This is a genomic window from Cupriavidus pauculus, from assembly GCF_008693385.1.
Lineage (GTDB): Bacteria > Pseudomonadota > Gammaproteobacteria > Burkholderiales > Burkholderiaceae > Cupriavidus > Cupriavidus pauculus_D.
In genome coordinates this window covers 1572342-1598360 of record NZ_CP044067.1, presented here as the reverse complement: position 1 = coordinate 1598360, position 26019 = coordinate 1572342, and the positions used below count along the sequence as shown (strand labels likewise).

24 protein-coding genes are annotated in these 26019 nt (G+C 66.7%); 16 read left to right on the top strand and 8 right to left on the bottom strand.

Annotation, left to right across the window (positions count from 1 at the left end):
* Positions 1–150: 150 nt before the first annotated feature.
* Positions 151–483: a DUF2322 family protein gene (locus FOB72_RS25430; RefSeq protein WP_150375456.1), complete on the top strand. Its 333-nt coding sequence runs from the start codon at positions 151–153 to the stop codon at positions 481–483.
* A gap of 14 nt (positions 484–497) precedes the next feature.
* On the opposite strand, the gene FOB72_RS25425 is transcribed toward FOB72_RS25430, so the two are convergent.
* On the bottom strand, positions 498–1382 hold the full coding sequence (locus FOB72_RS25425; protein ID WP_191002269.1) for an AraC family transcriptional regulator: 885 nt from the start codon (positions 1380–1382) through the stop codon (positions 498–500).
* A gap of 161 nt (positions 1383–1543) precedes the next feature.
* On the opposite strand from FOB72_RS25425, the gene FOB72_RS25420 reads away from it, so the two are divergent.
* The gene (locus FOB72_RS25420) at positions 1544–2290 is read left to right on the top strand and encodes an SDR family NAD(P)-dependent oxidoreductase (protein WP_150375454.1); all 747 of its coding nucleotides are present in this window, start codon (positions 1544–1546) and stop codon (positions 2288–2290) included.
* A 21-nt stretch (positions 2291–2311) separates the two neighbouring features.
* Here the strand turns inward: FOB72_RS25420 and FOB72_RS25415 are convergent, their stop codons facing one another.
* A complete protein-coding gene (locus FOB72_RS25415; protein WP_150375452.1) occupies positions 2312–3301 on the bottom strand; it encodes a Bug family tripartite tricarboxylate transporter substrate binding protein in 990 nt (329 codons plus the stop codon).
* A gap of 148 nt (positions 3302–3449) precedes the next feature.
* Complete coding sequence (locus tag FOB72_RS25410; protein WP_150375450.1) at positions 3450–4538, bottom strand: tartrate dehydrogenase; 1089 nt, start codon at positions 4536–4538, stop codon at positions 3450–3452.
* A 180-nt stretch (positions 4539–4718) separates the two neighbouring features.
* Here FOB72_RS25410 and FOB72_RS25405 point away from each other — a divergent pair, with 180 nt between their 5' ends.
* Together FOB72_RS25405 and FOB72_RS25400 are read left to right on the top strand one after the other, a co-directional pair.
* Positions 4719–5186, top strand: coding sequence for a hypothetical protein (locus FOB72_RS25405; protein ID WP_150375448.1), 468 nt, complete (start codon positions 4719–4721; stop codon positions 5184–5186).
* 798 nt (positions 5187–5984) lie between these two features.
* Positions 5985–7304 carry a GGDEF domain-containing protein gene (locus FOB72_RS25400; RefSeq protein ID WP_223851567.1) on the top strand — a complete coding sequence of 440 codons (1320 nt, stop codon included), beginning with the start codon at positions 5985–5987 and terminating at the stop codon, positions 7302–7304.
* 12 nt (positions 7305–7316) lie between these two features.
* Here FOB72_RS25400 and FOB72_RS25395 read toward each other — a convergent pair whose 3' ends face one another.
* A complete protein-coding gene (locus FOB72_RS25395; protein ID WP_150375444.1) occupies positions 7317–8045 on the bottom strand; it encodes a GntR family transcriptional regulator in 729 nt (242 codons plus the stop codon).
* Positions 8046–8178: 133 nt separating this feature from the next.
* On the opposite strand from FOB72_RS25395, the gene FOB72_RS25390 reads away from it, so the two are divergent.
* The 4 genes from FOB72_RS25390 (at position 8179) to FOB72_RS25375 (ending at position 13417) form a co-directional block, all read left to right on the top strand.
* On the top strand, positions 8179–9456 hold the full coding sequence (locus FOB72_RS25390) for an iron-containing alcohol dehydrogenase (RefSeq protein WP_150375442.1): 1278 nt from the start codon (positions 8179–8181) through the stop codon (positions 9454–9456).
* A 69-nt stretch (positions 9457–9525) separates the two neighbouring features.
* Positions 9526–10905 carry an MFS transporter gene (locus FOB72_RS25385; RefSeq protein WP_150375440.1) on the top strand — a complete coding sequence of 460 codons (1380 nt, stop codon included), beginning with the start codon at positions 9526–9528 and terminating at the stop codon, positions 10903–10905.
* Positions 10906–11010: 105 nt separating this feature from the next.
* The gene (locus tag FOB72_RS25380; RefSeq protein WP_150375438.1) at positions 11011–11814 is read left to right on the top strand and encodes a sterol desaturase family protein; all 804 of its coding nucleotides are present in this window, start codon (positions 11011–11013) and stop codon (positions 11812–11814) included.
* 115 nt (positions 11815–11929) lie between these two features.
* Positions 11930–13417, top strand: coding sequence for an MmgE/PrpD family protein (locus tag FOB72_RS25375; RefSeq protein WP_150375436.1), 1488 nt, complete (start codon positions 11930–11932; stop codon positions 13415–13417).
* Positions 13418–13428: 11 nt separating this feature from the next.
* On the opposite strand, the gene FOB72_RS25370 is transcribed toward FOB72_RS25375, so the two are convergent.
* Positions 13429–14244, bottom strand: coding sequence for an IclR family transcriptional regulator (locus tag FOB72_RS25370; protein WP_150375434.1), 816 nt, complete (start codon positions 14242–14244; stop codon positions 13429–13431).
* A 165-nt stretch (positions 14245–14409) separates the two neighbouring features.
* Here FOB72_RS25370 and FOB72_RS25365 point away from each other — a divergent pair, with 165 nt between their 5' ends.
* Genes FOB72_RS25365 through FOB72_RS25330 form a run of 8 tightly spaced genes read left to right on the top strand, consistent with a single transcriptional unit; the run spans position 14410 to position 22205 of the window.
* Positions 14410–15504, top strand: a complete 1095-nt coding sequence (locus FOB72_RS25365; RefSeq protein WP_150375432.1) for an ABC transporter ATP-binding protein — start codon at positions 14410–14412, stop codon at positions 15502–15504.
* The gene (locus tag FOB72_RS25360; RefSeq protein ID WP_191002268.1) at positions 15501–16418 is read left to right on the top strand and encodes an ABC transporter permease; all 918 of its coding nucleotides are present in this window, start codon (positions 15501–15503) and stop codon (positions 16416–16418) included. The genes FOB72_RS25365 and FOB72_RS25360 overlap by 4 nt, the downstream gene beginning before the upstream one ends.
* A 13-nt stretch (positions 16419–16431) precedes the next feature.
* A complete protein-coding gene (locus tag FOB72_RS25355) occupies positions 16432–17226 on the top strand; it encodes an ABC transporter permease (RefSeq protein ID WP_150375430.1) in 795 nt (264 codons plus the stop codon).
* Positions 17226–17552, top strand: a complete 327-nt coding sequence (locus FOB72_RS25350; protein WP_150375428.1) for a (2Fe-2S)-binding protein — start codon at positions 17226–17228, stop codon at positions 17550–17552. The genes FOB72_RS25355 and FOB72_RS25350 overlap by 1 nt, the downstream gene beginning before the upstream one ends.
* Positions 17549–18982 (top strand): NAD(P)/FAD-dependent oxidoreductase, encoded by a 1434-nt coding sequence (locus tag FOB72_RS25345; RefSeq protein ID WP_150375426.1) that lies wholly within the window; start codon positions 17549–17551, stop codon positions 18980–18982. The genes FOB72_RS25350 and FOB72_RS25345 overlap by 4 nt, the downstream gene beginning before the upstream one ends.
* On the top strand, positions 18975–20192 hold the full coding sequence (locus tag FOB72_RS25340; protein ID WP_150375424.1) for an NAD(P)/FAD-dependent oxidoreductase: 1218 nt from the start codon (positions 18975–18977) through the stop codon (positions 20190–20192). The genes FOB72_RS25345 and FOB72_RS25340 overlap by 8 nt, the downstream gene beginning before the upstream one ends.
* Positions 20193–20204: 12 nt before the next feature.
* Entirely contained in the window at positions 20205–21248 is a 1044-nt protein-coding gene (locus FOB72_RS25335; protein ID WP_150375422.1) for an extracellular solute-binding protein, read from the top strand.
* 6 nt (positions 21249–21254) lie between these two features.
* Positions 21255–22205, top strand: coding sequence for a 2-hydroxyacid dehydrogenase (locus FOB72_RS25330; RefSeq protein ID WP_191002267.1), 951 nt, complete (start codon positions 21255–21257; stop codon positions 22203–22205).
* A 40-nt stretch (positions 22206–22245) separates the two neighbouring features.
* Here the strand turns inward: FOB72_RS25330 and FOB72_RS25325 are convergent, their stop codons facing one another.
* From FOB72_RS25325 to FOB72_RS25315, 3 genes are all read right to left on the bottom strand, one after another.
* Positions 22246–23388, bottom strand: coding sequence for an OpgC domain-containing protein (locus tag FOB72_RS25325; RefSeq protein WP_150375420.1), 1143 nt, complete (start codon positions 23386–23388; stop codon positions 22246–22248).
* 379 nt (positions 23389–23767) lie between these two features.
* A complete protein-coding gene (locus FOB72_RS25320) occupies positions 23768–24670 on the bottom strand; it encodes a LysR substrate-binding domain-containing protein (protein WP_150375418.1) in 903 nt (300 codons plus the stop codon).
* Positions 24671–24790: 120 nt separating this feature from the next.
* Positions 24791–26017, bottom strand: coding sequence for a metal-dependent hydrolase family protein (locus tag FOB72_RS25315; RefSeq protein ID WP_150375416.1), 1227 nt, complete (start codon positions 26015–26017; stop codon positions 24791–24793).
* Between the last annotated feature and the right edge of the window lie 2 nt (positions 26018–26019).

Here is a 26019-nt window from a genome sequence, read left to right as displayed (position 1 = left end):
GGGGGGAATGTGTGATCTTACGGCGTTTACCGGCACGCGATTAAGCCCCTGACCGTGGATAGTCTGTTGAAGCCCGTTCATATATGGGCCAGCGTTGCGCGCGGAATACAATGACGCCCGTTTCCCATTCATCCTTACGGAGTGCTTTCAGTGATCGAACCGACCAGCGAATTCAAGGACAACCTCGCCCAGATGCCCGCCATTGACGCCATCGCGCGCATCGAGCTCGTGGACGCGGCCGGCACGGTGGTCGCCACCATCGACAATGTGCCGGGCAAGAAGGGCTCGGTCGCGGTCTATAACTATCTGCGCGAGTCGTTCGGCAAGCTCGATGCCGCGGCGGCCCAGCACGGCCTGGCGGTGTTTGGCGAGCATACGGTGGATGCGCGTAACCGTCCCGGCGCGCACCCGAACGTCGATCGGCTGCTGGCTGTCGCCGAGGGCGCGCCCGCGCTCGAGATCCGCGTGGTCGGCAACGGCTGACCGCATCGCACGCGTCAGCGCATCGCCTCGACGATGCGCGCCGCGTCGCGCGTGGGGGGCAGGCCGAACTCGCGCGCATATTCGCGGCTGAATTGCGTCGCGCTTTCGTAACCGACCGAGAGCGCGACGGTCGTGACATTGCCGGTGCCCGCCACCAGCAGCGTACGTGCCTGCAGCAGGCGAATCTTCTTCTGGTACTGAAGCGGACTCAGCGTCGTCACGGCCTTGAAGTGCCGATGGAACGCGGACGCGCTCATCGCCGCGCGCTCGGCCAATGCCTCTACCCGCAACGGCATGGCGTAGTCGCGCCGGATCCATTCGATGGCCTGGTTCACACGCGCCATCGCGCTGTCGGGTGCCGCGATATCGCGCAGCATCCATCCGCTCGGTCCCTGCAGCACCCGATACAGGATCTCCCGCTCGTAAGCGGGCGCGAGGGCCGCAATATCGTCGGGCCGGTCCATCAGCCGCAGCATCCTTACCCATGCATCCATCAGTTCCGGCGACATGGCCGCGACGGAGAAGCCTGCCTCGTGCCGCGCCGGGGAGGCGCTGCCCGTCACCAAATCGGCGAGCAACGGCGCGAGGATGCGCGGCTCGATCGTCAGACTCACCGCCAGATACGGCTCGCCGGCAGGGGCGGGGTGAACGGTACCGATCGCCGGCAACCCGATGGACATCACGAAATAGGTCGCGGGGTCGTAGCGTAGCGTGCGGTCGCCGATGGTCATGGTCTTGCTGCCTTGCAGGATCAGGTTGACCATGGGGTCGTACACGGCCGCGAGCCGATGCGCCGGAATGGCGCCCTGCACCATCGCCACGCGCGGAATGCCCGCTTCCGTCCGGCGATTCTCGGCCCTGGCGGCCAGTCTTCTGAGTTCCTGCAGTGCGGATTCCATGGCTGCTATCAGACCGCAGGTTGCGGTCCGCCGCAAGGGTTCGGCAGGCCGAATGCGCGGGTCTGGCAGGAATAGGCAGGATCGCGGCAAGATCGGGCACGTCCGGCGGACGCCTCGCCCCTATCGTTGTGGCTCCTCAACATCCCTGTCTGGAGCCACCCATGAACAACGTCGTCGTCATTACCGGAGGCAGCCGCGGCATCGGCGCCAGCACTGCCCTGCGCTGCGCGCAGCGGGGCATGGGCGTCATCGTGACGTACCGCCACCATCCCGAGGCGGCCCAGTCGGTCGTCGCGCAAGTTCGCGCGGCGGGCGGCGAAGCGGCTGCGCTGGCGCTCGATGTCGGCGACGTGTCGGCCTTCGCGGCGTTTCGCGAGCAGGTGCGCGAGGCACTGCGCCAGTCGTGGGGTGCGTCCACGCTCGCGGGTCTCGTCAACAATGCGGGTTATGGGCTCTACAACCCCATCGCCACCGTCACCGAGGCGGAATTCGATGGCCTGATGGGCGTGCACCTCAAGGGACCGTTCTTCCTGACGCAGGCGCTGCTGCCGTTGCTGGCCGATGGCGCGAGCGTCGTCAATGTGACCAGCGCCACGACGCGCGTGGCCACGGCCGGGGTGGCGCCTTACGCGGCGTTCAAGGGCGGGCTCGAAGTCCTGACGCGCTATATGGCGAAGGAATTCGGCGAGCGGCGCATTCGCGTGAATGCCGTCTCGCCGGGCGCGATTCGTACCGAACTGGGCGGGGGACTCACGCCGGACTTCGAGGCCCTGCTCGCGTCGCAGGCCGCGCTGGGCCGCGTGGGCGAGCCCGACGAGGTGGCGCGCGTGATCGCGAACCTGCTGTCCGCGGACAGTGGCTGGATCAACGCGCAATCGATCGAGGTCGCGGGCGGCTACAACATCTGAGCGCCCGCGGACCGCGGGCGGTTACTCGATCGTGATCTTGCCTTCCTTGACGAGGCCGGCGAACTTGAGCGTCTCGTCGTCGATGCGCTTCGCAAACGCTTCGGGCGTGCTGGAGAGCGGTTCGGCACCGGCGGCATGCATGCGTTGCTGGAACTCGGGCGAGTTCACGATCCTGACGATCTCCGCGTTCAGGCGCGTCACGAGTGGCTTCGGGGTGCCGGCCGGCGCGAGCACACCGAACCATGTTCCGATGTCGAAACCCTTCAGTCCCACCTCTTCCATCGTCGGCACATCGGGCAGCGCGCTCGAGCGTTTGGCCGTCGTCACCGCGAGTGCCTTGAGCTTGCCGGCCTTCACGTGCGGCAGCACCGTGGTCAGCGTATCGAAGGACATCGTGACCTGACCGCCGAGCAGGTCGGTCGTCAGCGGGCCGCTGCCCTTGTACGGCACGTGCAGCAGCGTCGTGCCCGTGGCGGCCTGGAACTGCGTGCCGATGAGGTGCTGCGCCGTGCCGTTGCCGTTGGAACCGTACGAGAACTCGGGCGATGCCTTCTTCGCCAGCGCCACGAACTCGGCCACGTTATTCGCGGGCGTCTTCGCGGGATTCACCACGAGCACGTTCGGCACCATCGCGATGGGCGTGACGGGGGCGAGGTCCTTCTGGAAGCTGTATGGCAGCTTGCGGTACACGCTGGTCGCGATCGTATGGTGGACCGCGCCCATCAGCAGCGTGTAGCCGTCGGGCTTCGCCTTGGCCACGTAGTCGGCACCGACGGTGGCCCCCGCGCCGGGACGGTTCTCGACGATCACGGGCTGGCCGAGGCTCTTCGAGAGCTGGTCGCCGAGCGCGCGCGCGAGTACGTCGGTCGTGCCGCCCGAGGGGAACGGCACGATCAGGTTGATCGGTTTCGCGGGCCAGTCCTTGTCCTGCGCGATGGCGGTGGCGGCCACGCCAAAGGCAAGCGTGACCAGCAAAGCACGCAGGACGCGCCGGGTCGTGAGAGTACGCATGATTTGTCTCCGATATCGTTATGGTGTCGCCGCAGGCGTTACTGCACCTGAGCGATGCGCAGCAGGAGATGTGGCATCGGGCGGATGCGGGCCCACCGCACCCGATGGTCCGGATGCGGGTACTACGCGGTACCGCGGAGAATCCGCGTCAGGCGGCCTTGGCGACCGCCGCCCGCTTCAGGTAGTCGCACACGGCGCGCGTGACCTGCACCGTGGTGGCCTTGCCGCCGAGATCACCGGTATGCAGCGCGGGGTTTGCGGTGACCGACTCGATGGCGGCCATCAGGCGTTGCGCGGCGGCCTGTTCGCCGAGGTGTTCCAGCAGCATGACCACGGACCAGAACGTGCCGACCGGATTGGCGAGGCCCTTGCCCATGATGTCGAACGCGGAACCATGGATCGGCTCGAACATCGACGGATAGCGGCGCTCGGGATCGATGTTGCCCGTCGGCGCGATGCCGAGGCTGCCGGCCAGCGCGGCCGCGAGGTCGCTGAGGATGTCGGCGTGCAGGTTGGTGGCGACGATGGTGTCGAGCGACTTCGGACGGTTGACCATGCGCGCGGTGGCGGCATCGACGAGTTCCTTGTCCCACGTCACGTCCGGGAATTCCTTCGCCACGTGCACGGCCACCTCATCCCACATCACCATGGCGTGGCGCTGCGCGTTGGACTTGGTGATGACCGTCAGCAGCTTGCGCGGCCGCGATTGGGCGAGGCGGAACGCAAAGCGGAGGATGCGCTCGACGCCCACGCGCGTCATCATCGAGACATCGGTCGCCGCCTCGATGGGGTGGCCCTGATGCACGCGGCCGCCCACGCCCGAGTATTCGCCTTCCGAGTTCTCGCGCACGATGACCCAGTTCAGGTCTTCCGGCGCGCAGCGCTTGAGGGGGCCGTCGATGCCGGGCAGGATGCGCGTCGGGCGCACGTTGGCGTACTGGTCGAAGCCCTGGCAGATCTTCAGGCGCAGGCCCCACAGCGTGATGTGGTCGGGAATCTGGTTGTCGCCGGCGGAGCCGAACAGAATCGCGTCCTTGCCGCGCAGCGCACCGAGGCCGTCGGCGGGCATCATCGCGCCGTGCTTGCGGTAATAATCGCCGCCCCAGTCGAAGTCCTCGAACTCGAACCGGAAGTCGGCCCCGGCCGCCACCAGCGCTTCCATGACTTCACGGCCCGCGGGCACGACTTCCTTGCCAATGCCATCGCCGGGAATGGTAGCGATCTTGTAGGTCTTCATCGGTTGTCTCCTGTTCAACGCGTGAACGCATTCTGTCGGGAGACAAGGGCACTGGATCGCCGCGAAAGTTAAGCCATCTTTAACTGTGGATTAACAATGATTTCCCTCCCCGCGCGGGGTCGACATACGCGTGTGCGGATGGGCATCCTGTCGCTGGTTGTGCTACCCAGCGAGAAGGCCATGCTATCGATCAGCAGGAACCCGCAGACCTCGGCGTTGCAGGACAGGCTTGGCCATAGCGTAGGGTCCGCGCTGGAGGCGCACCTCGATCCCGCACAAGGCGCGGCCCTTCTCGTGTTCTGCAGCCTGCTGCCCGACGATGCCACGCTCGGCGACCTGGGCGATCTGCGTCACTTCGCCGACGCCGGCGTCGCGCCGGACACGCTGGCGGCCTTCGCGCCGCTGGGTGCCCGGCTGCGCGCGTTGCCCGATGCGCAGCGCAAGGCGCCGCTGTTCGACCTCTTTCTCTCCGAAGTCCGCCTGCGCTCTGCCAGCCGGGACGGTCCCCCGACCCATTTCGAAACGGCGTGCCCGTCATGCGGGGCGCGCGTGGCATGGCCTGTGCAGGCAGGGGAGGACCTCAAGGACCGTCCGCTGCGCTGTGCTCAGTCGCATGTGTTTGCGTTGAGCGAGGGGCGATTCGTCTAGTCACGGACATGTCATCGCTGCAAGCGTTGGTAGGTCTTACGTGGCGACCGCGTATTAGTGACTGTTCACTTACTGCCACACTTTCTCACCGCACTCAATAACCGTGCGATTGTGAAACGACTTAAGCAGTCCAAAAAGGCCGGAATGGGCGTGGGCGCGCCTTTGCGGCATTAACACGCCGCATTCTGGTGCATGCCCGCGCGCGCGCGGAGCACGGGTTTTCCTCGCGGCACGACATTTGCAAACTCCCCCCGTAAATCCACGGTGGAGCGTATGCATTGGTCGCGAGGCATTTATGGGATTGTCTGCAGAACAGATTCGCATCGTGCGGCGGTTGAAGGGTGGCTACCGCCTCCGCATCATCCGATCGCCCATTACGCATCAGGAGTCCTACGCGGAACTCTATGACCCGGGCGAGCCGAGGGAGATCGAGGTAATCGGATGGTGGAGAATCCTGAAACTGATGCGGGCAGGGCAGATATGTCCCAACCATACCCCGCTGGCCACAGCGACGGAGCTGGTCCTGTGCTGATGGAGCGATTACGGCTTTAATATCAAAAATGCCATCTCGATCAGATTCGAGATAATCGGACAAAGATTTTCGGGCATTTGACGGAGGCAGAATCCCCGGGAATTGACGCGAAATGCATGCGCGTTACCCCGACAAGCCAGCCGATGAAGCGCCGGGCGAGACGTGCGCCGGTCTGGCGGCAAATATCAGGTTACATGTGCAGAAGGCGCCCCGGCGCCAGTCAGTTTGTACTACATTGCACCCTTCTGGTATCCGCGTCCCCGACATTGAAAGCCGCTGTCCACACCGATTTCTCGATCGATCCTGTGCGCGTGGAGTTCGTCGATCCCGACACCGAGCGGGATTTCCAGCGCCATCATCTGGATCACACCCGTGCGTCCCTGCGGCTGACGCTCGTGTTCTGCTCGCTGTTCTACGTCGCGTTCTCCCTCACGGATTTCGCCGCGCTCGGCTACGGCACCCATGCGCTGGTGCTCCTGGTCGGCCGTCTGCTGGTGGCGTTCACCGCGGGCGTCGGCCTCTATCTCGTGCGGGACGAGATCCACACGATCGCGCCGCATCGGCTGGCCGCGAGCGCGGCCGAGATCGTCGGCATGGCGGTATTCATGCTCGTGGTCTGGTTCCGCGCGGGCGAGTTGCCATGGCATGCGATGTCGCTGTGCATCATGCTGGTGGTCGTCTACGTATTTATCCCTAACCGGCTGATCACCTCGATCGCCATCGCTTTCGCGGCCACGCTGGCGTTCATTGCCATCGCGCTCACGCGCGGCGAACTCAAGCCTTCCGACGACGTCACGATGTCCATGCTGCTGTTGCTCGTGAACAGCTTCGGCATCGTCGCGGCGCGCCGCTATCAGCAGCTCTGGCGCGACGAGTATCGCGTGCTGATGGAACTCAAGCACCTGTCGATTCGCGACCATCTTTCCGGCTGCTTCAACCGCCGCCATCTGCACGCGACGCTGCTGCCTTCGGAAATGATGCGCGCGCGCAAGGGCCGGCAGTGGATCACGCTGATGGTCTGCGACATCGATCATTTCAAGCGCATCAACGACAGCTACGGTCACCAGAGCGGCGACGCGGTGCTCCAGCACGTGGCGGGCACACTGCAGGCGATGACGCGCGGGGAACTGGACAGCGTGGTGCGCTATGGCGGCGAGGAATTCCTGCTGGTACTGCCGCAGACCGACCTCGAGCGCGCGATGCGCGTGGCGGAGCGCCTGCGCCTGGCCGTCGAGCAAAACCCGATTCCCGACGTTTCCGGCAAGCAGATCGCGGCGACGATGAGCATCGGTGTCCTGTCGGTCAATTTCGCCACGGTCCGGCGCACAGTGTCGGAGGCCACGCTGATCGCGGCGGCCGACGCGCTGCTCTACGATGCCAAGAAGGCGGGGCGGAACAGCATCCGGTGCCTGCAGTGGACCGACGAGCTATCGCGCGTGGCCACGCATCCGGGCAGCATCCCGTTTCCGCTCTCCGGTCTGGAGGTCGAGGTCGATGATCGCGGTCGTGCCACGCTGATTCCGGGGTCGGGTACGGATGGCATGGACGCCATGGATGGCCTGGGCGCGCCGACCATCACGCGTTAGCGCTTCGCGTGCTTACCGGTAGTCGCCCAGCACCGTCGCGCGCGTGAACGCCTCGATATTGTCGAGCAGCGCATCGAGGGCCTGGCCCGCGGCCTCCACGTCGCCGCGCGCGATCGCCGAGGCCACCGCCGCGTGGAGCTTCGACATCGCCGGCAGGTCCGCGGCTTCCTTGTAATGCAGATACCAGAAGCGCCGCGAGAGTCCGTGCATCAGGCGCATGGCGCCCTCGGCAAACTCGTTGCGCGCGGCAATCAGGCATTGCTCGTTGAATTCGCGATCGGCGCGCACGAACGTAATGTCATCGCCGTTGCGTGACGACACCTCGAACTCTTCAGCCAGCCGCCGGAAATGCTCGCGCTGCTCGGCGGTCGCGCGCTTGGCCGCGCTGCGGCAGATCAGGCGCTCCACCTCGCGCCGCGTCTCCAGCAGCCGCAGTTGACGCGCCACGTCCATCGGCGCGATCAGCAGGCCGCGCTGCGGCAACACCATGATCAGATGCTCGCGTGCCAGGCGCTGGATGGCTTCGCGGATCGGCGTGCGGCCAATTCCCGTCATCTCGCTCAACTGCAACTCGGACACCGAACTGCCCGGCGCCAGCCGCAGGGTGACGATCGCTTCCTCGATCTGTTCGTATGCCTGGTCGGTCAGCTTGCCGCGCTGACCCGCGGGTTCTTCGGGTTCCGGAGTTGCCGCCGCCTTGTCGGGGCGGGACGCGGCGCGTGAGGCGGTTCTTGCGGTCATGAGCGATTGTGGGCGGGCACAGGCCGACCATTCTATCCGGTCCTTGCATCCCGGATGTTTTCTGCTAGCATGTCAGTAATATATTAGATGTACACGAAAAGTGTATCGGTTGGATTGCACCACAGGAGACGGTATGGGAGGGGAGGATCTGGTTCATTTCTGCGCCCCGGCGCGGCTGATCATGGGCACGGGCGCGCGGGAGCGGTTACCCGCGTTGCTGTATCGGCTCGGTTACCGGCGCGGCCTGGTGGTGACCGACACATTCTTCACGTCTTCCACGCCATGGGTGTGGGAACTCGTGGCCGCCGGGCACGCGCATGGCGTGACGCTGACCGTCTACGACGGTGGCGCCCCGGATCCCACCACCACCCTGTGCGACGCCGCGACGGCGGCATTGCGCGCCGATGCCGATGTCGCGGCGATCGACCACGTCATCGCGATGGGCGGCGGCAGCAACATCGATCTGGCGAAGGCGCTCTGCCTGACCCTGCCCGGCGGCGCCCCGATACGGTCGTTTATCGGCCGCATCGACAGCGCGACACCGGTCCTGCCGCTCGTCGCGATGCCGACGACCGCGGGCACGGGATCGGAAGCCACGCCCGGCGCGATCCTCGTCGACCCAGACAATGCCACCAAGGTCGCGGTGATGGACAACCGCCTGCGCCCGGCCGTCGCGCTGATCGATCCCGAGTTCACGTTCACGTGTCCGCCGCGCGTGACGGCCGACGCAGGGATCGATGCGCTGACGCATGCGATCGAATCGTATGTGACGATGGATGCCGCGCGGTTCGATCTCCGAGACGATCCGGACCCCGGCTACAGCGGCCGTAACCCGATGACGATGCTGTTCGCGCACGAGTCCATCCGCCTGTGTGCCCGGCATCTGCGCCGCAGCCTTGCCGACCACGACGTTGCGGCGATGCGCGAAGCGCGTGTCGGCATGAGCCACGCCAGTCTCTATGCCGCACTGTCGTACGGCAGCGCGGGACTCAATGCGGTACACGGCATCGCCTATGCCGTGGCCGGCCTGACGCATCTGTCGCATGGCACCACCAATGCGGTGATGCTGCCCTATGTCCTCGATGCGCTGCGCGACGTGCGGCGCGACGAACTGCTGACCATCGCCCGGCTGTTCGATATCGCCGATACCGATGCGGATACCGCCGTGGCGCGGCTGCCCGTGGTGCTGCGAGACCTCATCCACGCGCTCGGCGTGCCGGTGACGCTGGAAGCGTGCGGCATCCGTGAAGACGACCTCGACACGCTGACGCGCGATGCGCTGGCCGTGACGCGTCTCGCCAAGGCTTTTCCGGTGCCCGACGTGGCCGCGCGGTATGCGCGCATCGTGCGCAACGCCTGGGATGGCACGCTCGCTTTCGACGACGCCCCGATGCAACGCCGCGTGGCCTAGCGGCATACCGCTTTCCAAGACAAGCGCGCCGGACACAGAGCGCGCGACACCTGCAAACAGGAGACAACCATGGACATGTCCGTAGGCGCCCTCAGGCTTGAGACGAGCATCGCGGCGCGGCTGGAGCGATTGCCGATGACGCGCTATCAGCGTTCGCTGTTCGGCATCATCGCCACCGCGTGGTTCTTCGATTCGATGGACCTTGGGCTCATGACGTTCGTGCTCGGCTCCATCAAGGCCGAGTTCGGGCTCACGGCCACACAGACCGGCCTGCTGGCCAGTTCGAGTTTTCTTGGCATGTTCCTCGGTGCCGCCGTGGCGGGCCTGCTGGCCGATCGCTTCGGCCGCAAGCCCGTGTTCCAGGTCAGCATGATTTTCTGGGGCGTGGGCAGCCTGATGTGCGGGTTTGCGCAGGACGTCACCATGCTGATGCTGTATCGCGTGCTGCTCGGCTTCGGCATGGGCATGGAGTTCCCGATCGGACTGTCGATGGTGTCGGAGATCGTTCCGGCGAAGAGCCGCGGCAAGTATGTCGCCATTCTCGAGGGGTTCTGGCCCATCGGCTTTATCGCGGCAGGGGTGCTCACCTACGCGCTGTTGCCGCTCATCGGCTGGCGTGGCATCTTCATTGCGCTGTCGGTGCCGGCGATCTTCGTGTTCGTGGTGCGCCGCATCGTGCCGGAGTCTCCGCGCTGGCTCGAGGACGTGGGCCGCACGCGCGAGGCCGACGCCGTGATGGCGGGCATCGAGCAGCGCGTGCAGCGCGCATCGGGCGCACCGCTGCCGCCGGTATCGGCGAGCTACACGTCCAGGCCGGCCACGAACCGCAAGGCGCGTTTCATGGAGCTGTGGAGCGGGCCCTATGCGCGCCGCACGGTCATGCTCTGGTCGGTGTGGTTCCTCGCGCTGCTCGGCTACTACGGCCTGACGACATGGCTTGGCGCGCTGCTGCAACAAGCGGGCTATGCGGTGACCAAGTCGGTGCTCTACACCGTGTATATCTCGCTTGCCGGTATCCCGGGCTTTATCTTCTCCGCGTGGCTGCTCGAGAAGTGGGGGCGCAAGCCGACCTCCGCGCTCATGCTGCTCGGCAGCGCATTGGCGGCATTCGCCTACGGGCAGGCCGCCGTGAACAAGGTCCCCGTCGAACAGCTGATTGCCGCGGGACTGTGCATGCAGTTCTTCATGTTCGGCATGTGGTCGGTGCTGTATGCCTATACGCCCGAGCTGTATCCGACGCGCTCGCGGGCCACGGGTTCCGGCTTTGCCTCGTCGGTCGGCCGCATCGGTTCGCTCGCGGGCCCGTACCTCGTCGGCGTGCTGTTGCCGATAACGGGGCAGGGCGGCGTGTTCACGCTCGGAGCCCTGTCGTTCGCGCTGGCCGCGGTCGTGGTGCTGGCGCTCGGTGTGGAAACGCGCGGCAAGGCGCTGGAGGAGGTGTCCAGCTAGCGCTTCCATCCCTATCTGACCGCCCCTGTCGCGCAGGGGCTTTTTTACCGCTCAACCGTTTTTATATCCAACTAATATGTTAGTTGGCCTCTCTGGAGAATCGTGATGATGACCGAACGCCAGCGCCAGTTCCGGGCGCAATACAAGGCCGATATCCATCCCGCCTACAACGGACTGCTGCATGTGATCGTGATCTACGGCGTGGGCGCCGCCGCGCTGTATTTCTCGATCGGCCAGCTGCACGGCGTGACGTGGGAATGGATGCTGATATTGCCCGTCTTTCTTGCCGGCAATTTCGTCGAGTGGTTTCTGCACCGGTATGTCATGCACCGCCGCATCGACGTGTTCGCGCTGCGCGCGATCTACGAACGCCACACGCGGCAGCATCACCAGTACTTCACCGATCAGGAACCGACGATCGATACCACGCGCGAATTCCGCATCGTGTTCTTTCCGTGGCGCGTGCTGGTCACGCTCGGCGTGGGCGGCTGCGGGCTCGGCTACCTGGCCTCGGTACTGTTCAACGCCAACGCGGGCTACTTCGTGTTTATCACGATGGTCGCGCAGTACCTGATCTACGAGACGTTCCATTACTGCTGCCATGTGCACGACAACTGGTTCGTGCGCAACATGCCGTTCGTCAACACGATTCGCCGGCACCATATCGCGCACCACAACATGGGCATCATGATGAAGTACAACATGAACCTGTCGTTTCCGATCGCCGACTACATCATGGGGACGTCGGACCTGCGCCGCGGCCTCATCGGTCATCTGTTCAACGGCTACAGCGAGAAGCACGTGAAGGAGGAACTGAAGCCGATCATCCAGAAATTTCGCACCGATCATTCGCGCGTGACGCTCGACGGCCCGGTACTGGATGAAGACGAGCGGCGTGCCATGGCCTAGTTGCCCAGCAGCACTGATGCATGCCATGCATCAATGGCACGCAAATTTGCAATTCCCATGCGAAGCCGTGCCTGCGACCATGCGCGGATAACAATGCCAACATGGGAGACACCGCATGGCGCAGCATCACAACCCGAATCGTCGTCTCGTGCTACAGGCGGGCGGCGCGCTGGCCGCGCTGGCCGCCAGCCCGCTGCACGCGGCCGACGTTGCCGAGAAGGCCACGGAAGAGGGCGGACGGAAGGCGACGCAAACGGACGTCACGGCAAGGCTCGCGCGCTATATGGTCGCCGCGCGCGACACTGCCCTGCCGGACGACGTGCAGACCGCCACCAAGCACCGCATTCTCGACACGATCGGCGCGATGGTATCGGGCGCGCGCATGCGTCCCGGCGAAATGGCCCTCAAGTATGTGCGGTCGCTCGGCGGCACCGCCCAGGCTTCCGTGGTGGCGAGTTCGTTCCGTACCACGGCCGTCAATGCCGCGCTCGCCAACGCAATGTGCGCGCACGCGGACGAGACCGACGATTTCGAGCCCGTGACCAAGGCCCACCCGGGCAGCAGCGTGGTGCCCGCCGCCTTCGCCATGGGCGAGCTCGAAGGGCGCAGCGGTACCGAGATGATCCGCGCGGTCGCGCTCGGTTACGACCTGTGCTGCCGGCTGCTGATGGCGCTGGGCCCCGATCTCGTGCGCGGATCGCACCGCAGCGCCGAGGGCACGTCCTCGACGTTCGGCGCGCTCGGCGCGGCCGCGTCGCTCGCGCGCCTCGACGAGACCGGCATGCGCTACGCCATCTCCTATTCGGCGCAGCAGGTGTCGGGGCTGTGGAGCTGGGTCAAGGACAAGGACCATATCGAGAAAGCCTTCGACTTCGCGGGCATGGGCGCGCGCAATGGCGTCACCGCCGTGTCGATGGTGCAGGCGGGGCTCACTGGCGTGCCCGACGTGCTCGACGGCACGCACAACCTGTTTATCGCGCTGTCTTCGGCACCGAAGCCCGAGGCAATGGTCGAGGGCCTCGGCTCGCGCTTCTATGTCACCGAGACCGCCATCAAGACGTTCTCGGTCGGCTATCCGATCCAGTCGCCGCTGGACGCGCTGCTGACGCTGCGCAGGCAGCATGGCCTGACACCCGACAAGGTGCGCGGCATCGTGGTGAAGCTGCCGACCGACGCGGTGGGAATCGTCGGCGACAGCGCGATGCCCGACGTCAATTGCCGCCACCTCGTCGCGGTGGCGCTGGTCAAGGGCGCGGTGTCGTTCAACGACAGCCACGACGTGGCGCTGATGAAGGATCCGCGCATCGTGGCGGAGCGCGACAAGGTCACGATCGAGGGCACCCAGTCGCTGATGGATCCGGCCGCGCCGCGTGGTGCCGTGGTCGAGGTGACGCTGGCGGACGGCAGCAAGGTCAGCCACTTCACCAGGTTCCCGCCGGGCACGAAGGAGAACCCGCTCGATACCGCGGCCGTCAATGCCAAGGTGCGGGACCTGATCGCGCCCGTGCTCGGCAGGGACAAGGCGGAGAAACTGATCGCGCGCGTGAACCGCCTCGAGCAGGTGGGCAATATCCGCGACCTGCGATCGTTGATCAGCGTGTGATCAGGCTGCGATCATCGATTGGCCAGCTCGGCGGCCGGATTCCACAGCGTGGGGTCGAACGGGTTGATCTGCTGCGTCACCGTGGCGGCCTCGCGCTTCATGAGGTCGACGACGATGGGCAGGCGGTCCGCGCTCAGGCGCTCGATCAGCGTGCCGACGCCGAGCGCCGCCACGGCGCGTCCTTCCCGATCGAGAATCGGCACCGCGACGCCGGCCATGCCCTCGAGCAGGCCGGTGCGCCGCGCCGCATAGCCGCTTTCGCGGATCAGTTCCACCTCGCTGCGCAGCGACACCTCGTCGTGCACGCCGTATTCGCGCAGTCTCGGCAGATTGAATTGCAGCACCGCCTCGCGTTCGGCCTCGGGCAGGAACGCCAGAATCGCCATGGCGGCCTGGCCCACGCCGAGCGGCACGCGGCCGCCGACGCCGCCCGTGAACGTGCGGATGGCGTAGGGCCCTTCATTGCGGTCCAGGCAGATGGCGTCGAAGCCGCTGCGCACCAGCAGGAAGATCGCGTCGTTGAGCCGCGCACCAAGACGCAGCAGCACCGGACGGCATAACTGCCGCAAGCCGTTGACGTTGCCGGCCTGCGCCGCCAGCACGAAGAATTCGATGCCAAGCCGGTAGCGCTTGGTGCGCGCATCCTGCTCGACCATCCCCTCCCTGACCAGCGATTGCAGCACACGGTGCGCGGTCGCCTGGGTCAGCCCTGCCTGTTCCGCCACATCCTTGACGCGCGATGCGCTGGCCTGGTGCATGGCGAGCACGCGCATCACCGCCATGATCCGGGCCGCGCCGCCGACGCCTGTTTCCTGAGGGTCTTCCATAAGTGGCGAGTTCCTGTGAATGAAATCCGATCGTGCCGAAAAGAGACGGCGATCTCGTTCAATGAAATAAAAAAGAAAAAAATCACGTTCACCCGAATTATCCACGCAAACGGGAATATTTCCTGCTCAAATGAAGACGAACACGATCAGAAGGAAACTGCCCCCATGTCATTCCTTACGTTGAGCAATGTGAACAAGTTCTATGGCGACCTCCAGGTCGTCAAGTCGATGAACTTGTCCGTGGAACAAGGCGAGTTCGTTTCGCTGCTCGGCCCCTCGGGCTGCGGCAAGACGACCTGCCTGCAGATGATCGCGGGGTTCACGCCCGTCTCGCAGGGCCGCATCACGCTGGCCGGCCGCGACATCACGCATGCGCGGCCGAACACGCGGGGACTCGGCATCGTGTTCCAGAGCTATGCGCTGTTCCCCCACATGACCGTGGCGGAGAACGTGCGCTTTGGCCTCGAGATGCGCAAGGTGTCGCGCGCCGAGCAGGAAGCGCGCGTCAAGCGCGTGCTCTCGCTCGTGCATCTGGAGGGGCGCGAAGGGCGCTATCCGCGCGAACTGTCGGGCGGTCAGCGTCAGCGTGTGGCCCTGGCGCGCGCGCTCGTGATCGAGCCCCCCGTGCTGCTGCTCGACGAGCCGCTGTCCAACCTCGACGCCAAGCTGCGCGAAGAGATGCAGTTCGAGCTGCGCCGCATCCAGCGGACCGTCGGCACGACCACGATCATGGTGACGCACGACCAGCACGAGGCGCTCTCCGTCAGCGATCGCGTGGTGGTGATGGAGCAGGGCATGCTCGTGCAGGCGGACGCGCCGTACGCGCTCTACGAGCAGCCCTCCAATGCATTCGTTTCGTCTTTCGTCGGCAAGAGCAATCTGCTCCCCGGACGAGTCAGCGCCGATGCCGGCGGCATCGTGCTCGACGCGCTCCCCGGGCTGCCGCTGGCCGCGCCCGCCGTGACACAGGCGGCGGGCACGGCCATCTTGTTCAGTCTCCGTCCGGAGAAAATCCGCCTGACGCCGGCCGGTGCGGGCCGTGTCGATGGCCGGGTGACCGAGCGGTTCTTCCTTGGCAGCCATTGGCTCTACCGGCTGGAAACGCCGATTGGCGAACTCGTGGCGATGTCGAACAACGACGGCGCCGCGGCGGTGGCCGATGGGGCGACCGCCGGCGTGGCCTGGGACGACGCCAGCGTGCGCGTGTTGCCGGCGTCGTCCGCGGCAACGGCTGACACGGCCATGGCGGTGGCGGCATGAGCACGACCGTTCCCGCTGCCGATACCACCGCGCCGGGCCAGTCGGGCGCACCCGATGCACCGGGCCCGGGGCACGTGACGCCGTGGCTGATGACGGCGCCGGGCGTGGTCCTGTTCCTCGTGATGCTGGTCACGCCGCTCGTGCTCACGGCCGTGCTGGCCTTCGGCGTGTTCGACCATACCCTCGGCACGATGGTCGATGGCGTGACGATGTCGAACTTCGTGGCCATCGTCACGGACCCGTATTACTACGCGATTCTGTGGCGCACGTTCTGGGTCGCGCTCGTGGTCACCGTGCTCAGCGTGGCGATCGGCGTGCCGGAGGCCTATATCCTGAGCCGCATGCGCAATCCATGGCGCTCGATCCTGCTGGTCGTGGTGCTCGCCCCGCTGCTGGTATCGGTCGTCGTGCGTGCGTTCGGGTGGAGCATCCTGCTGGGCAACGGCGGGCTCGTGAACCAGTTCCTGCAGGCGCTGGGCTTCGAGGAAGTGAAGCTGCTCTATACGAACACCGCCATCATCATCGGCCTCGTGCACGTGATGCTGCCGTTCATGATCATTCCCGTGTGGACCACGCTGCAGAAGATCGATCCCAGCGCCGCCGATGCCGCGCTCTCGCTCAACGCTTCGTTCTTCACGACGCTGCGCCGCATCGTGCTGCCGCAGATGACGCCCGGCATCCTGTCCGGCAGCCTGATCGTGTTCGGCCTGAGCGCGAGCTCGTTCGCCATTCCCGGCCTGCTCGGCGGCCGCCGTCTCAAGATGGTCGCCACACTCGTCTACGACGAATACCTCAACACCCTGAACTGGCCGCTCGGCGCGGCGCTGGCCATCGTGCTGCTGCTCGCCAACCTGTTGATCATGCTCAGCTACAACCGCTTGCTCGAACAGCGCTATCGCAGGCGTCTGGGATAAGGGGGAGAACGCGATGAACAAGAACGGACCGCTCGCCCTGATCTTCAACGCGCTTGTCGTGACCTTCACGCTGGCGCCCCTCGTCGTCGTCTGCCTCGTGGCGTTCACGCCCGAGGAAACGCTGACGCTGCCCACCACGTCGTTCTCGCTGCGCTGGTTCCACACGCTGTTCGAGCACGACGAGTTCCTCCACTCGTTCTGGATCAGCCTGGGCCTGGCCGCGTGCAGCGCCACGCTGTGTTGCCTGATCGCCGTGCCCGCCGGCATCGCCATCACGCGATACGCGTTTCCCGGCCGCAATGCGATCAACGCGCTGCTGCTGTCGCCGCTGCTGATTCCCCACCTCGTGCTCGGTGTGGCGCTGATGCGCATGTTCTCGCTGGTCGGCGGTGCGGGCAGCCTCGGCTGGCTGCTGCTGGCCCACGCGATGGTCATCACACCGTACGTGATGCGGCAGGTCGTGTCCGCGCTTGCCGGCTTCGACGCCAGTGCCGAGCAGGCCGCCGTGTCGCTGGGCGCGAGCCGCGCCACCGTCTTCCGGCGCATTACGCTGCCGATGATCTTGCCCGGCGTCACAGGTGGCTGGATGCTCGCGTTCATCAACAGCTTCGACGAAGTGACGATGTCGGTGTTTGTCACGTCCCCGTCCACGGTGACGCTGCCGGTGCGCATGTATATGTACGCCACCGAGTCCGTCGATCCGATGATGGCGGCCGTGTCGGCGCTGATGATCGCGATCACTGCCGCGGCCATGCTGATGATCGACCGCGTGTACGGCCTCGACCGCATCCTCGTGGGGCGCTCGTGATGACTGGACAACTGCAAAGGCTGCAGGAACTGCAGCGCTCGGTGCTCGTGTTCGAACTCGATGGGGAGCGCTGCGAGGCGCTGGCCGGCGATACCGTGCTGACGGCGATCCTGACCCAGCGCCATCGGCTGCGCGACAACGAATTCACGGCCACGCCACGCGCGGGCTTCTGCATGATGGGCGCCTGCCACGACTGCATCGTCTGGACCGCGCGCGGCGAACGCGTGCGCGCCTGCACCACGATGCTGCAGGCCGGCATGCGGCTGGTAACGATGCCGGCGTCCGCCGGCGCGGCCACCCCGAACGCTGCCGCGGAGGCCGCATGAGCCGACGGACAGCCACCGCCACGACTCCCGCGACGGTCATCGTCGGCGCGGGCCCGGCCGGCGTACGCGCAGCACAGACGCTGGTCCGCCATGGCGTGCGGCCGCTGGTCATCGACGAGGCGCCACGCTGGGGCGGCCAGATCTACCGCCAGCAGCCGCCGGGTTTCGAGCGGCCCGCCACGCAGCTCTACGGCTTCGAGGCCGGCCGCGCGCGCGCCATCCACGATACGTTCGAGGACCTGCTGCCGCATGTCGATTACCTGCCCGGCCAGCTCGTATGGAACGCGGGCGCGCGGCATCTCGATCTATGGAGCGCCAGCGCCAACCGCTATATGCAGGTGGCATGGCAGGACATCATCCTCGCGACGGGCGCGACCGACCGCATCCTGCCGGTTCCCGGCTGGACCACGCCTGGCGTCTATGCGCTCGGCGGCGCGCAGATCGCGCTCAAGTTCCAGGGCTGCGCGATCGGCAGCGACGTGGTGTTCGCGGGTAGCGGGCCGCTGCTTTACCTCGTGGCCTATCAATACCGCAAGGCCGGCGCGCGCGTGCGCGCGGTGCTCGACTATGCGACGCCGGGCGAGCAACTGCGCGCGGTGCCCGCGATGACGCGTCTGCCCGCGGTGCTGGCCAAGGGGCTGTATTACGTGGCGTGGCTGCGTGCGCATGGCGTGCCCATCCATCAGGGCGCGCGGCTCGTGGGCGTGGACGGCGATACGCAGGTGCAGGCCGTGCGATGGCAGCCCCGTGGCACCGGCGATGTCCGCACGATCGCCTGCGATGCGCTGGGATTCGGCTATGGCCTGCGTCCCGAGCATCAGCTTGCCGATCTGCTCGGTTGCCGCTTCGTGTTCGACGCGCAGCAGCGCGCGCACCTCGTGGAACAGGATCGTGGCGTGACCAGCGTGGCCGGCGTCTATGTGGCCGGCGATGGCGCGCGCATCCTCGGTGCCGATGGCGCCGAGCGTGCCGGCGAGCGTGCGGCATTGCGGCTGCTGGCAACGCGCGCCGTGTATCGCGACGACGCACGGCTGGCGGCGCTCGATGCCGAGCTTGCGCGCATCGAAACATTCCGCACGGGCATCGAGCATGCGTTTCCGTTTCCGCGCGACTGGGCGGAGCAGGTGACCGACGACACGCTGGTCTGCCGCTGCGAGGCCGTGACCGCGGGCGATATCCGCGAGACCGTCGCCACGCTCGGTGCGGACGAGATGAATCGCGTCAAGGCGTTGTGCCGGCTCGGCATGGGCCGCTGCCAGGGCCGCATGTGCGGCGCGGCGGGTGCGGAGATCGTCGCGCATGCCTGCGGCAAGCCCATCGACCGTATCGGCCGGTTGCGCGGACAGGCGCCCGTGAAGCCCGTGCCGATCTCCGCGTTCGCGGCGGACGAGATGGCACAGGGTGCGCAGGCGGAGGTGTCCCATGGCTGAGCGCAGTCTGTCGAATGCCGATGTGCTGAAGACCGATGTGCTGATCATCGGCGGCGGCATCGTCGGAACCTCCGCGGCCATTGCGCTGCGGCGGCGCGGCATGTCCGTGGTCCTGCTCGAGCGCGATCTGTGCGGCGCGCGGTCGAGCGGCATCAATTTCGGTGGCGTGCGGCGCCAGGGCCGTGCGTTCGGGCAGCTGCCGCTCGCGCAGCGCGCGCATCGCATCTGGCAGGATCTGCCGGCATTGCTCGGGACCGATGGCGAGTACGTGCGCAGCGGCCATCTGAAGTTCGCGCGCACCGCCGAGGACTTCGGCAAGCTGGAACGGTATCGCGATGGTGCCGCGGCCTATGGTCTCGACCTCGAACTCATCGGCGGCGCACAGCTGCGACGACGCTTTCCGTGGGTCGGCGAAGGGCTGGCCGGCGCCTCGCTGAGCCCCGAGGACGGACAGGCCAATCCGCGACTCGTGGCGCCGGCGTTCGCCCGCGCGGCGCGCGCGGCGGGTGCGGTGATCCGTGAGCGCGAAGAGGTTATCGATGTTGGGATCGATGTCGGGGTCGATGCCGGCCGCACGACGGCGGGCTTCCATGCGCGAACCGCATCGGGCCTGACCGTGCATGCCGCCTACCTGCTCAACTGCGCGGGCGCATGGGCCGCGCCGCTGGCCGCGCGCTTCGGCGACGTCGTGCCGCTTACGCAGGGACATCCCGCGATGGCGGTGACGGAACCGATGCCCTATTTTCTGCCGCTGAGCCTCGGCATCGAGGGCGGGGACATCTATTGCCGGCAGGTCGCACGCGGCAACGTCGTGTTCGGCGGCGGTCGCGTGGAGCCGGACGAAGCGGGTGTCGATGCGATCCGGTCGACGACCGCCGCGCTGTTCCGCCAGATGCGCAGCCTTGCCGCGCTGGTGCCGCGGCTCGATCATGCACAGATCATTCGCACATGGAGCGGCATCGAGGGTTACCTGCCCGACCGGCAGCCCGTGCTTTGCGCGAGCCCGGGTACGCCGGGGCTGTTCCATGGGTTCGGCTTCTCGGGGGCGGGCTTCGAGATCGGCCCCGCGGCCGGCGAGGTCCTGGCGGAACTCGTCGTCGATGGCCATACGCCGACACCGATCGAGACCTTCGACCTGCGCCGCTTCGCACCGGTCACACCGCATCAAGCACAACAACATCACCACGCCGCCAAGGCGACCACGACTTAAAGGAGCTCACTGATGAAACACTTCCTCACCGGTTTGGGCGCGATCGCCGCCCTGTGTTGCGGCATGGCCGGTGCACAGGCCGCCACGCGCACGCTGTATGTGGGCATGAACGGCGGCGCGATGGAGAAGACCTACTCGGAGCACGTGTTCAAGGCCTTCGAGCGCGCGAACGACGTGAAGATCGTCGTCGTGCCCGGCACTTCGTCCGATATCCTGGCCAAGGCGCTTGCCGCGCGCGCCAAGCCGCAGCTGCACCTGATGTTCCTCGACGACGGCCTGATGTACCGCGCCATCCGCATGGGCCTGTGCGAGAAGCAGCCGGCTTCCGCCAACAGCAAGAAGCTCTATCCGCAGGCGCATATCGAGAACGACATGGCCACGGGCGTGACGATGAGCATGACCGGCATCGGCTACAACACCAAGATCTTCAAGGAAAAGGGCTGGGCGCCGCCGACGAGCTGGCAGGACCTCGGTGACCCGAAGTACAAGGGCAAGGTCGTGTTCCAGTCGCTGCCGTCGTCGACGTTCGGCCTGCACGGGTTCCTGATGCTCAACCGCATTCGCGGTGGCAACGAGGCCAACGTGGAGCCGGGCTTCAAGGCGTGGCCGACGACGGTGGGGCCGAACGTGCTCGAGTACGTGTCGAACTCCGCGAAGCTCTCGGAGATGGTGCAGTCGGGCGAGGCCGCCGTGTTCCCGTTCACGCCGAGCATGACCACCATCTTCCAGTCGCGCGGGCTGCCCGTCGCGTATGCGCCGCCGAAGGAAGGCGCCGTGGTGCTGATGGTCGCGCAATGCGTCATCGCCAACAATACCGAGCAGGATCTGTCGCAGAAGCTCGCTGCGTACCTGCTCAGCGTGGATGCGCAGAAGGCCGCGCTCGAAGGCGGTTCGTACAACCCGACCAACACCGACGTGACCGCGTCCGGCAAGGCGGGGCAGGAACTCGCGACGATGAAGGAATACCTGAAGACCGCGGTCACCGTGGACTGGACGCAGATCAACCAGAACCGGTCGAACTGGGATCGCCAGTGGAACCGTCAGGTGGAGCGCTGATTCGCGATGCCTGAACGCCTGCTCGTAGTGGTCAAGTCCGGTGGCGCGGCGGCGATGCCCGAGTGGCGCGCCGCGTTCGCGGCGGCGTTGCCGGAAGCCGAGGTCCGCATGTGGGGCGAGCCCGGCGTCGATCCGGCGGCGGTGACGCACGCGCTGGTATGGGAGCCCGACGCGGGCGTGCTGGCGACGTTTCCGAACCTGCGCCTCGTGATCAGCACGGGCGCGGGCGTGGACCATGTGCTCGCCGATGCCGACTATCCGCGCCACGTACCGCTCGCGCGCATGATCCTGCCGGAGACGCGCGAGGGCATGGCCGAGTTCGTCGGCATGGCCGCGCTGATGCTGATGCGCGACATGCGGACGATCGCCCGCCAGCAGACCGAGCGGCACTGGCGCATTCCGCCAGAGATGCCGCTCGCGCGCCGCACGCGTGTCGGCGTGCTGGGGCTTGGCGCGCTGGGTCTCCACGCGGCACGCTATCTGGCGACGCTCGGTTTCCAGACGTCGGGCTGGTCGCGCTCGGCGAAGACGATCGAGGGCGTCGCGACCTCGCACGGCATGACGGCGCTGCCGGCCTTTCTGGCGGGCTGCGACATCCTCGTCAATCTGCTGCCGCAGACGCCGGACACGGTGGGGCTGCTCGATCGGGCGCGGCTGTCGATGCTCCCGCGCGGAGCGAGCCTGCTCAACGTCGGCCGCGCCGCGCATGTGGTGACCGCGGACCTGCTCGCGCTGCTCGATGCGGGGCACGTGTCCACGGCGATGCTCGATGTGTTCGACGCCGAGCCGTTGCCGAAGGATTCGCCGCTATGGGATCACCCGCGCGTCATCGTGACGCCGCACTGCGCGTCCACGCCCTCGCGCACCGATCGCGCGCACCGTGCGGCCGCGCTGATCCGGCTCGCCGAAGCCGGCGAACCGGTTCCCGACCTGTACGAGGCCGCGCGCGGTTACTGAACGCCGGGGCGGCGCCGCAGCGCCGAGAATCGTCGTCCACCTAACGGACAACGGACACCAGTTGCGCGCGCCGCTTCGTCACGACCCGATCCCACACCACGCCCGCGCATAACAGCAGCGCCACCGCGCAGATATCGCCGAACAGCGCGACGGATTTCGCGGGAAAGCCGCCGCCGAGCGAGTAGGTCATTCCTTCGATACCGATCGAGATGACCGAACCCACCACGAAGCAGAACAGGCTGCGCTTGCCGATCTGCGCCACGGGGCGCAGCGTCAGCGCCAGCTGATGGAACCAGCCGCGCGCACCCAGTACGTAGACGAGCCAGGCCACGCCGAGAAAGCTTGCGAGACGGATGGCCGCGAGCGAGGACTTCTTCTCGCCGAACGCGAGCTCCTGACGCAGCCACTCGGGCGCGATCGCCTCGAAGAGTTCGGGCCGCATCCAGAGGTACGACACGACGATGCCGAACAGCGTCATCGCGATGGCCAGCCACGTGATCATGCGGCGCTTGCCCGCGCTGTCGGGCAGCACGGCATCGGGCCGCAGACGCGCGAGCAGGCCGAGCGCGAACAGCAGTTGCCAGGCAAAGGGGTTGAACGTCCATCCGTATTCGGCGGTGCTCGGCAACGCCTTGCCCAGCCACGGCGCCATCGCCCACAACACGATGCTGATCACGAGGAAGCCATACGGCGATCGTCTGGCGAACCCGATCGACGCGGGCACCGCGAGCATGAACAGCATGTACATCGGCAGGATATCGGCGACGTACGGCTGCCGCGCGAGCGTGGCCACTTCGATCAGCGTGGAGAACGGACTGGCGAGAAACGCGGCGATCTCGGTTGCATCGAGCGCGGGCGGCGGCACCGCAAGCCGCGTCAGGATCAGGCCGCACGCGAGCATCAGCAGCGCGGTGACGATGAACGCGCGATAGATCTCCCATCCCCGCCGCAGAAAGCGCCGCTGGGCGGTGCGCGGATCCTTGCGGTCCGCAATGGCCTGAAACGCCGCGGCGGCCGAGTAACCGGACAGGAAGACGAACGCCTCGGCCGCATCGCAGGCCGCGAAATTGCGCAGCGTATATTGGCCGAGCACGCTGCCGTCGACGTGGTCTACGACGATGAACAGCAGCGCCAGGCCACGGATGAAGTCGATCTCGACATGGCGATGAGTTGCGGGAGGCATGGCATGGACCGGCAGAACGAACGTTGCCGTTCGACCCGCACATGGGGATCGGGTTCCGAGTATGTTGTCGTCGCTACGCAACCGCCGACCGGCCCGAAAAAAACCCCAGGCAGTGCGGGACGGGCCTGGGGTTGTAGTGCTGCCTTGCCACGGGCCTGTCGGCCCAGACGTCCTATTTTTGCAATGGACGTGCCAGCCACGTCACCTGATGGCGAACGGCATGGCGCGAGGACGAAAAACCTTCCGGATCAATGACTTGTGCTGACTGGAGGGCCGGGCGGTGCGGTGCGTCGGACCCTCGGATGGCGTTACGTGTTACGTAACGTCGCGCCCGCCCCCGGTTCCGTTGCCTGCCAGTCATGTGTGCGCACCGACTCGCTCATGCGTCCGCGCCGGACTCCTCGACGAGCCACTGGCGGAAGGTACGGGCGGCCACCGGTTCCGCGCGGTCCCGCGGCCACACCGCGTAGTAGCCGCCCCCCAGCGATGCGCTCGCCTCGCAGGCGCGCACGAGCAGGCCCGCTTCGATGCAGCGGTCGATCATATGGCGCCAGCCGAGCACGATGCCCTGCCCTTCGATCGCCATCTGCACGAGCACGGGATAGGTATTGACGACGACCTCGCGCTCGAACCGGGTTTCGCGCAGGCCATTGCGCGCAAACCACGCGGGCCACGACATCCACTGCCGCTGGGCGTCTTCCAGCACCAGCAGCGATTCGTTCGGCAGGTCGGCGACCGACAGCGTGCGGCCGTTCAGGTAATGCGGCGCGCAGACCGGAAAGACTTCCTCGTCATAGAGCCTGCGCGAGGCCACGCCGCTCGGCGCGCCTTCGCGCAGGTAATAGAGGCCGATATCGAAGTCGGTGCCGGCGAGCGAGGCCAGGCTGTCGTTGACGACGAGGCGGATGCGGAAATCGGGATGACGGGAGCGGAAGGCCGCGAGACGCGGCGTGAGCCACAACACGGCCACGCCGGAGGAGCACGCGACCGTGAGCTCGACCTGCCCCTTGCGCTTCATCACATCCTCGGTCGCTTCCGCGCAGTCCACGAGCAGGCGTTGCACCTGCTCGGCGTACTGCTGACCGCTGACGGTCAGGCGCAGCGCGCGCGTCTCGCGAATGAACAGCTTCTTCCCGAGAAAGCGCTCGAGTTGGGCGACCTGCCGGCTGATTGCACTCTGCGTCAGGTGCAGCTCGGCTGCTGCGCGGGTGAAGCTGCCGTGCCGCATCGCCGATTCGAAGGCGACCAGGCAGGGCAGCGGCGGTAGCGGGGAAATTCGCATGGGGAATGGCGTGTCGTGAAGCGGGGTGGCATCAATGGTAAACGCAACCACGGCGCCCCCTCCGGCAAGACTCGCCATCTCGCAAGGCCCATGCCATGGGCCGTGCACCCCGCTCCCGGGTCAGCCGCGATGGATTCGGCCGGCTTGCATCACCATCTCGATACGCGCTTCGGGTCCCGCCAGCACGCGGATGTCCTTGAGCGGATCGCCATCGACCACGAGCACGTCGGCCAGCGCACCGGCCGCGATCGTGCCGAGTTCGCCCTCGCGCTGCAGGATATCGGCCGCGATGGAGGTCGCGGAGCGCACCGCTTCCGCGTTGCCGAGCAGCTCCGCGCGGATCAGGAATTCCTCGGACTGGTACTGATGCATCTCGCCCAGGAGGTCGGAGCCGAAGCCCATCGGCACGCCCGCTTCCGCGTAGATCGCAAGCGAGGCGCGGCCCGCTTCCCGGACGGTCTCGATCTTGGCCACCGAGTCCGCGGGCAGGCCCAGGCGGGCACCGTCGCGCGCGAGCGCGTCATAGGTGATCAGCGTCGGCACCACGAATGCGCCATGCTCGCGCATGACGCGCGCGGCGGACATATCGACGAGGTTACCGTGTTCGATCGTCCGTGCGCCGCAGCGTACCGCGCGCGTGATGGCGCGGCCCGTGTACGCATGCGCCATCACGTACGTCTGCGCGGCTTCCGCCTCGGCCACGATCGCGCGGATCTCGTCCTCGCTGTATTGCGTGTTGCCGATGGGATCGGTCGGCGACGCCACGCCGCCGGAGGCCATGATCTTGATCTGCGTGGCGCCTTTCTGGATTTCCTCGCGCACCGCCAGGCGCACCGCATCCACGCCATCGGCGACGCGCGCGATGGCGCCCGCGCGGAACGCGCACGAGCAAGGCTCGAGCACGTCGCTGCGCGGACGGAAGTCGCCGTGGCCGCCGGTCTGCGACAGCGCCTTGCCCGACGGGAAGATGCGCGGACCCGGCACGAGGCCAGTGGCCACGGCCTGGGAGAGGCCCCAGTCCGCGCCGCCGGCATCGCGCACGGTCGTGAAGCCGCGCTCGAGCATGCCACGCATGATCGGCATCGCGCGGAAGGCCACCAGCACGTTAGGCTGCACGGCGTTGATGCCGAGGTTGGCCAGCGATGCCAGCACGTGTACGTGCAGGTCGATGAGGCCCGGCATCACGGTCTTGCCGGTCACGTCGATCGCCTTTGCATTGGGCGCATGGATCGGCGTGCCCGAGACTTCGACGATACGTTCGCCGTCGATCAGGACATCGTGGCGGTTCCGCAGGTTGCCGCGGACCGGGTCGAGGACGTTGCCGCCCTTCAGAAGCACTTGAGTCATAT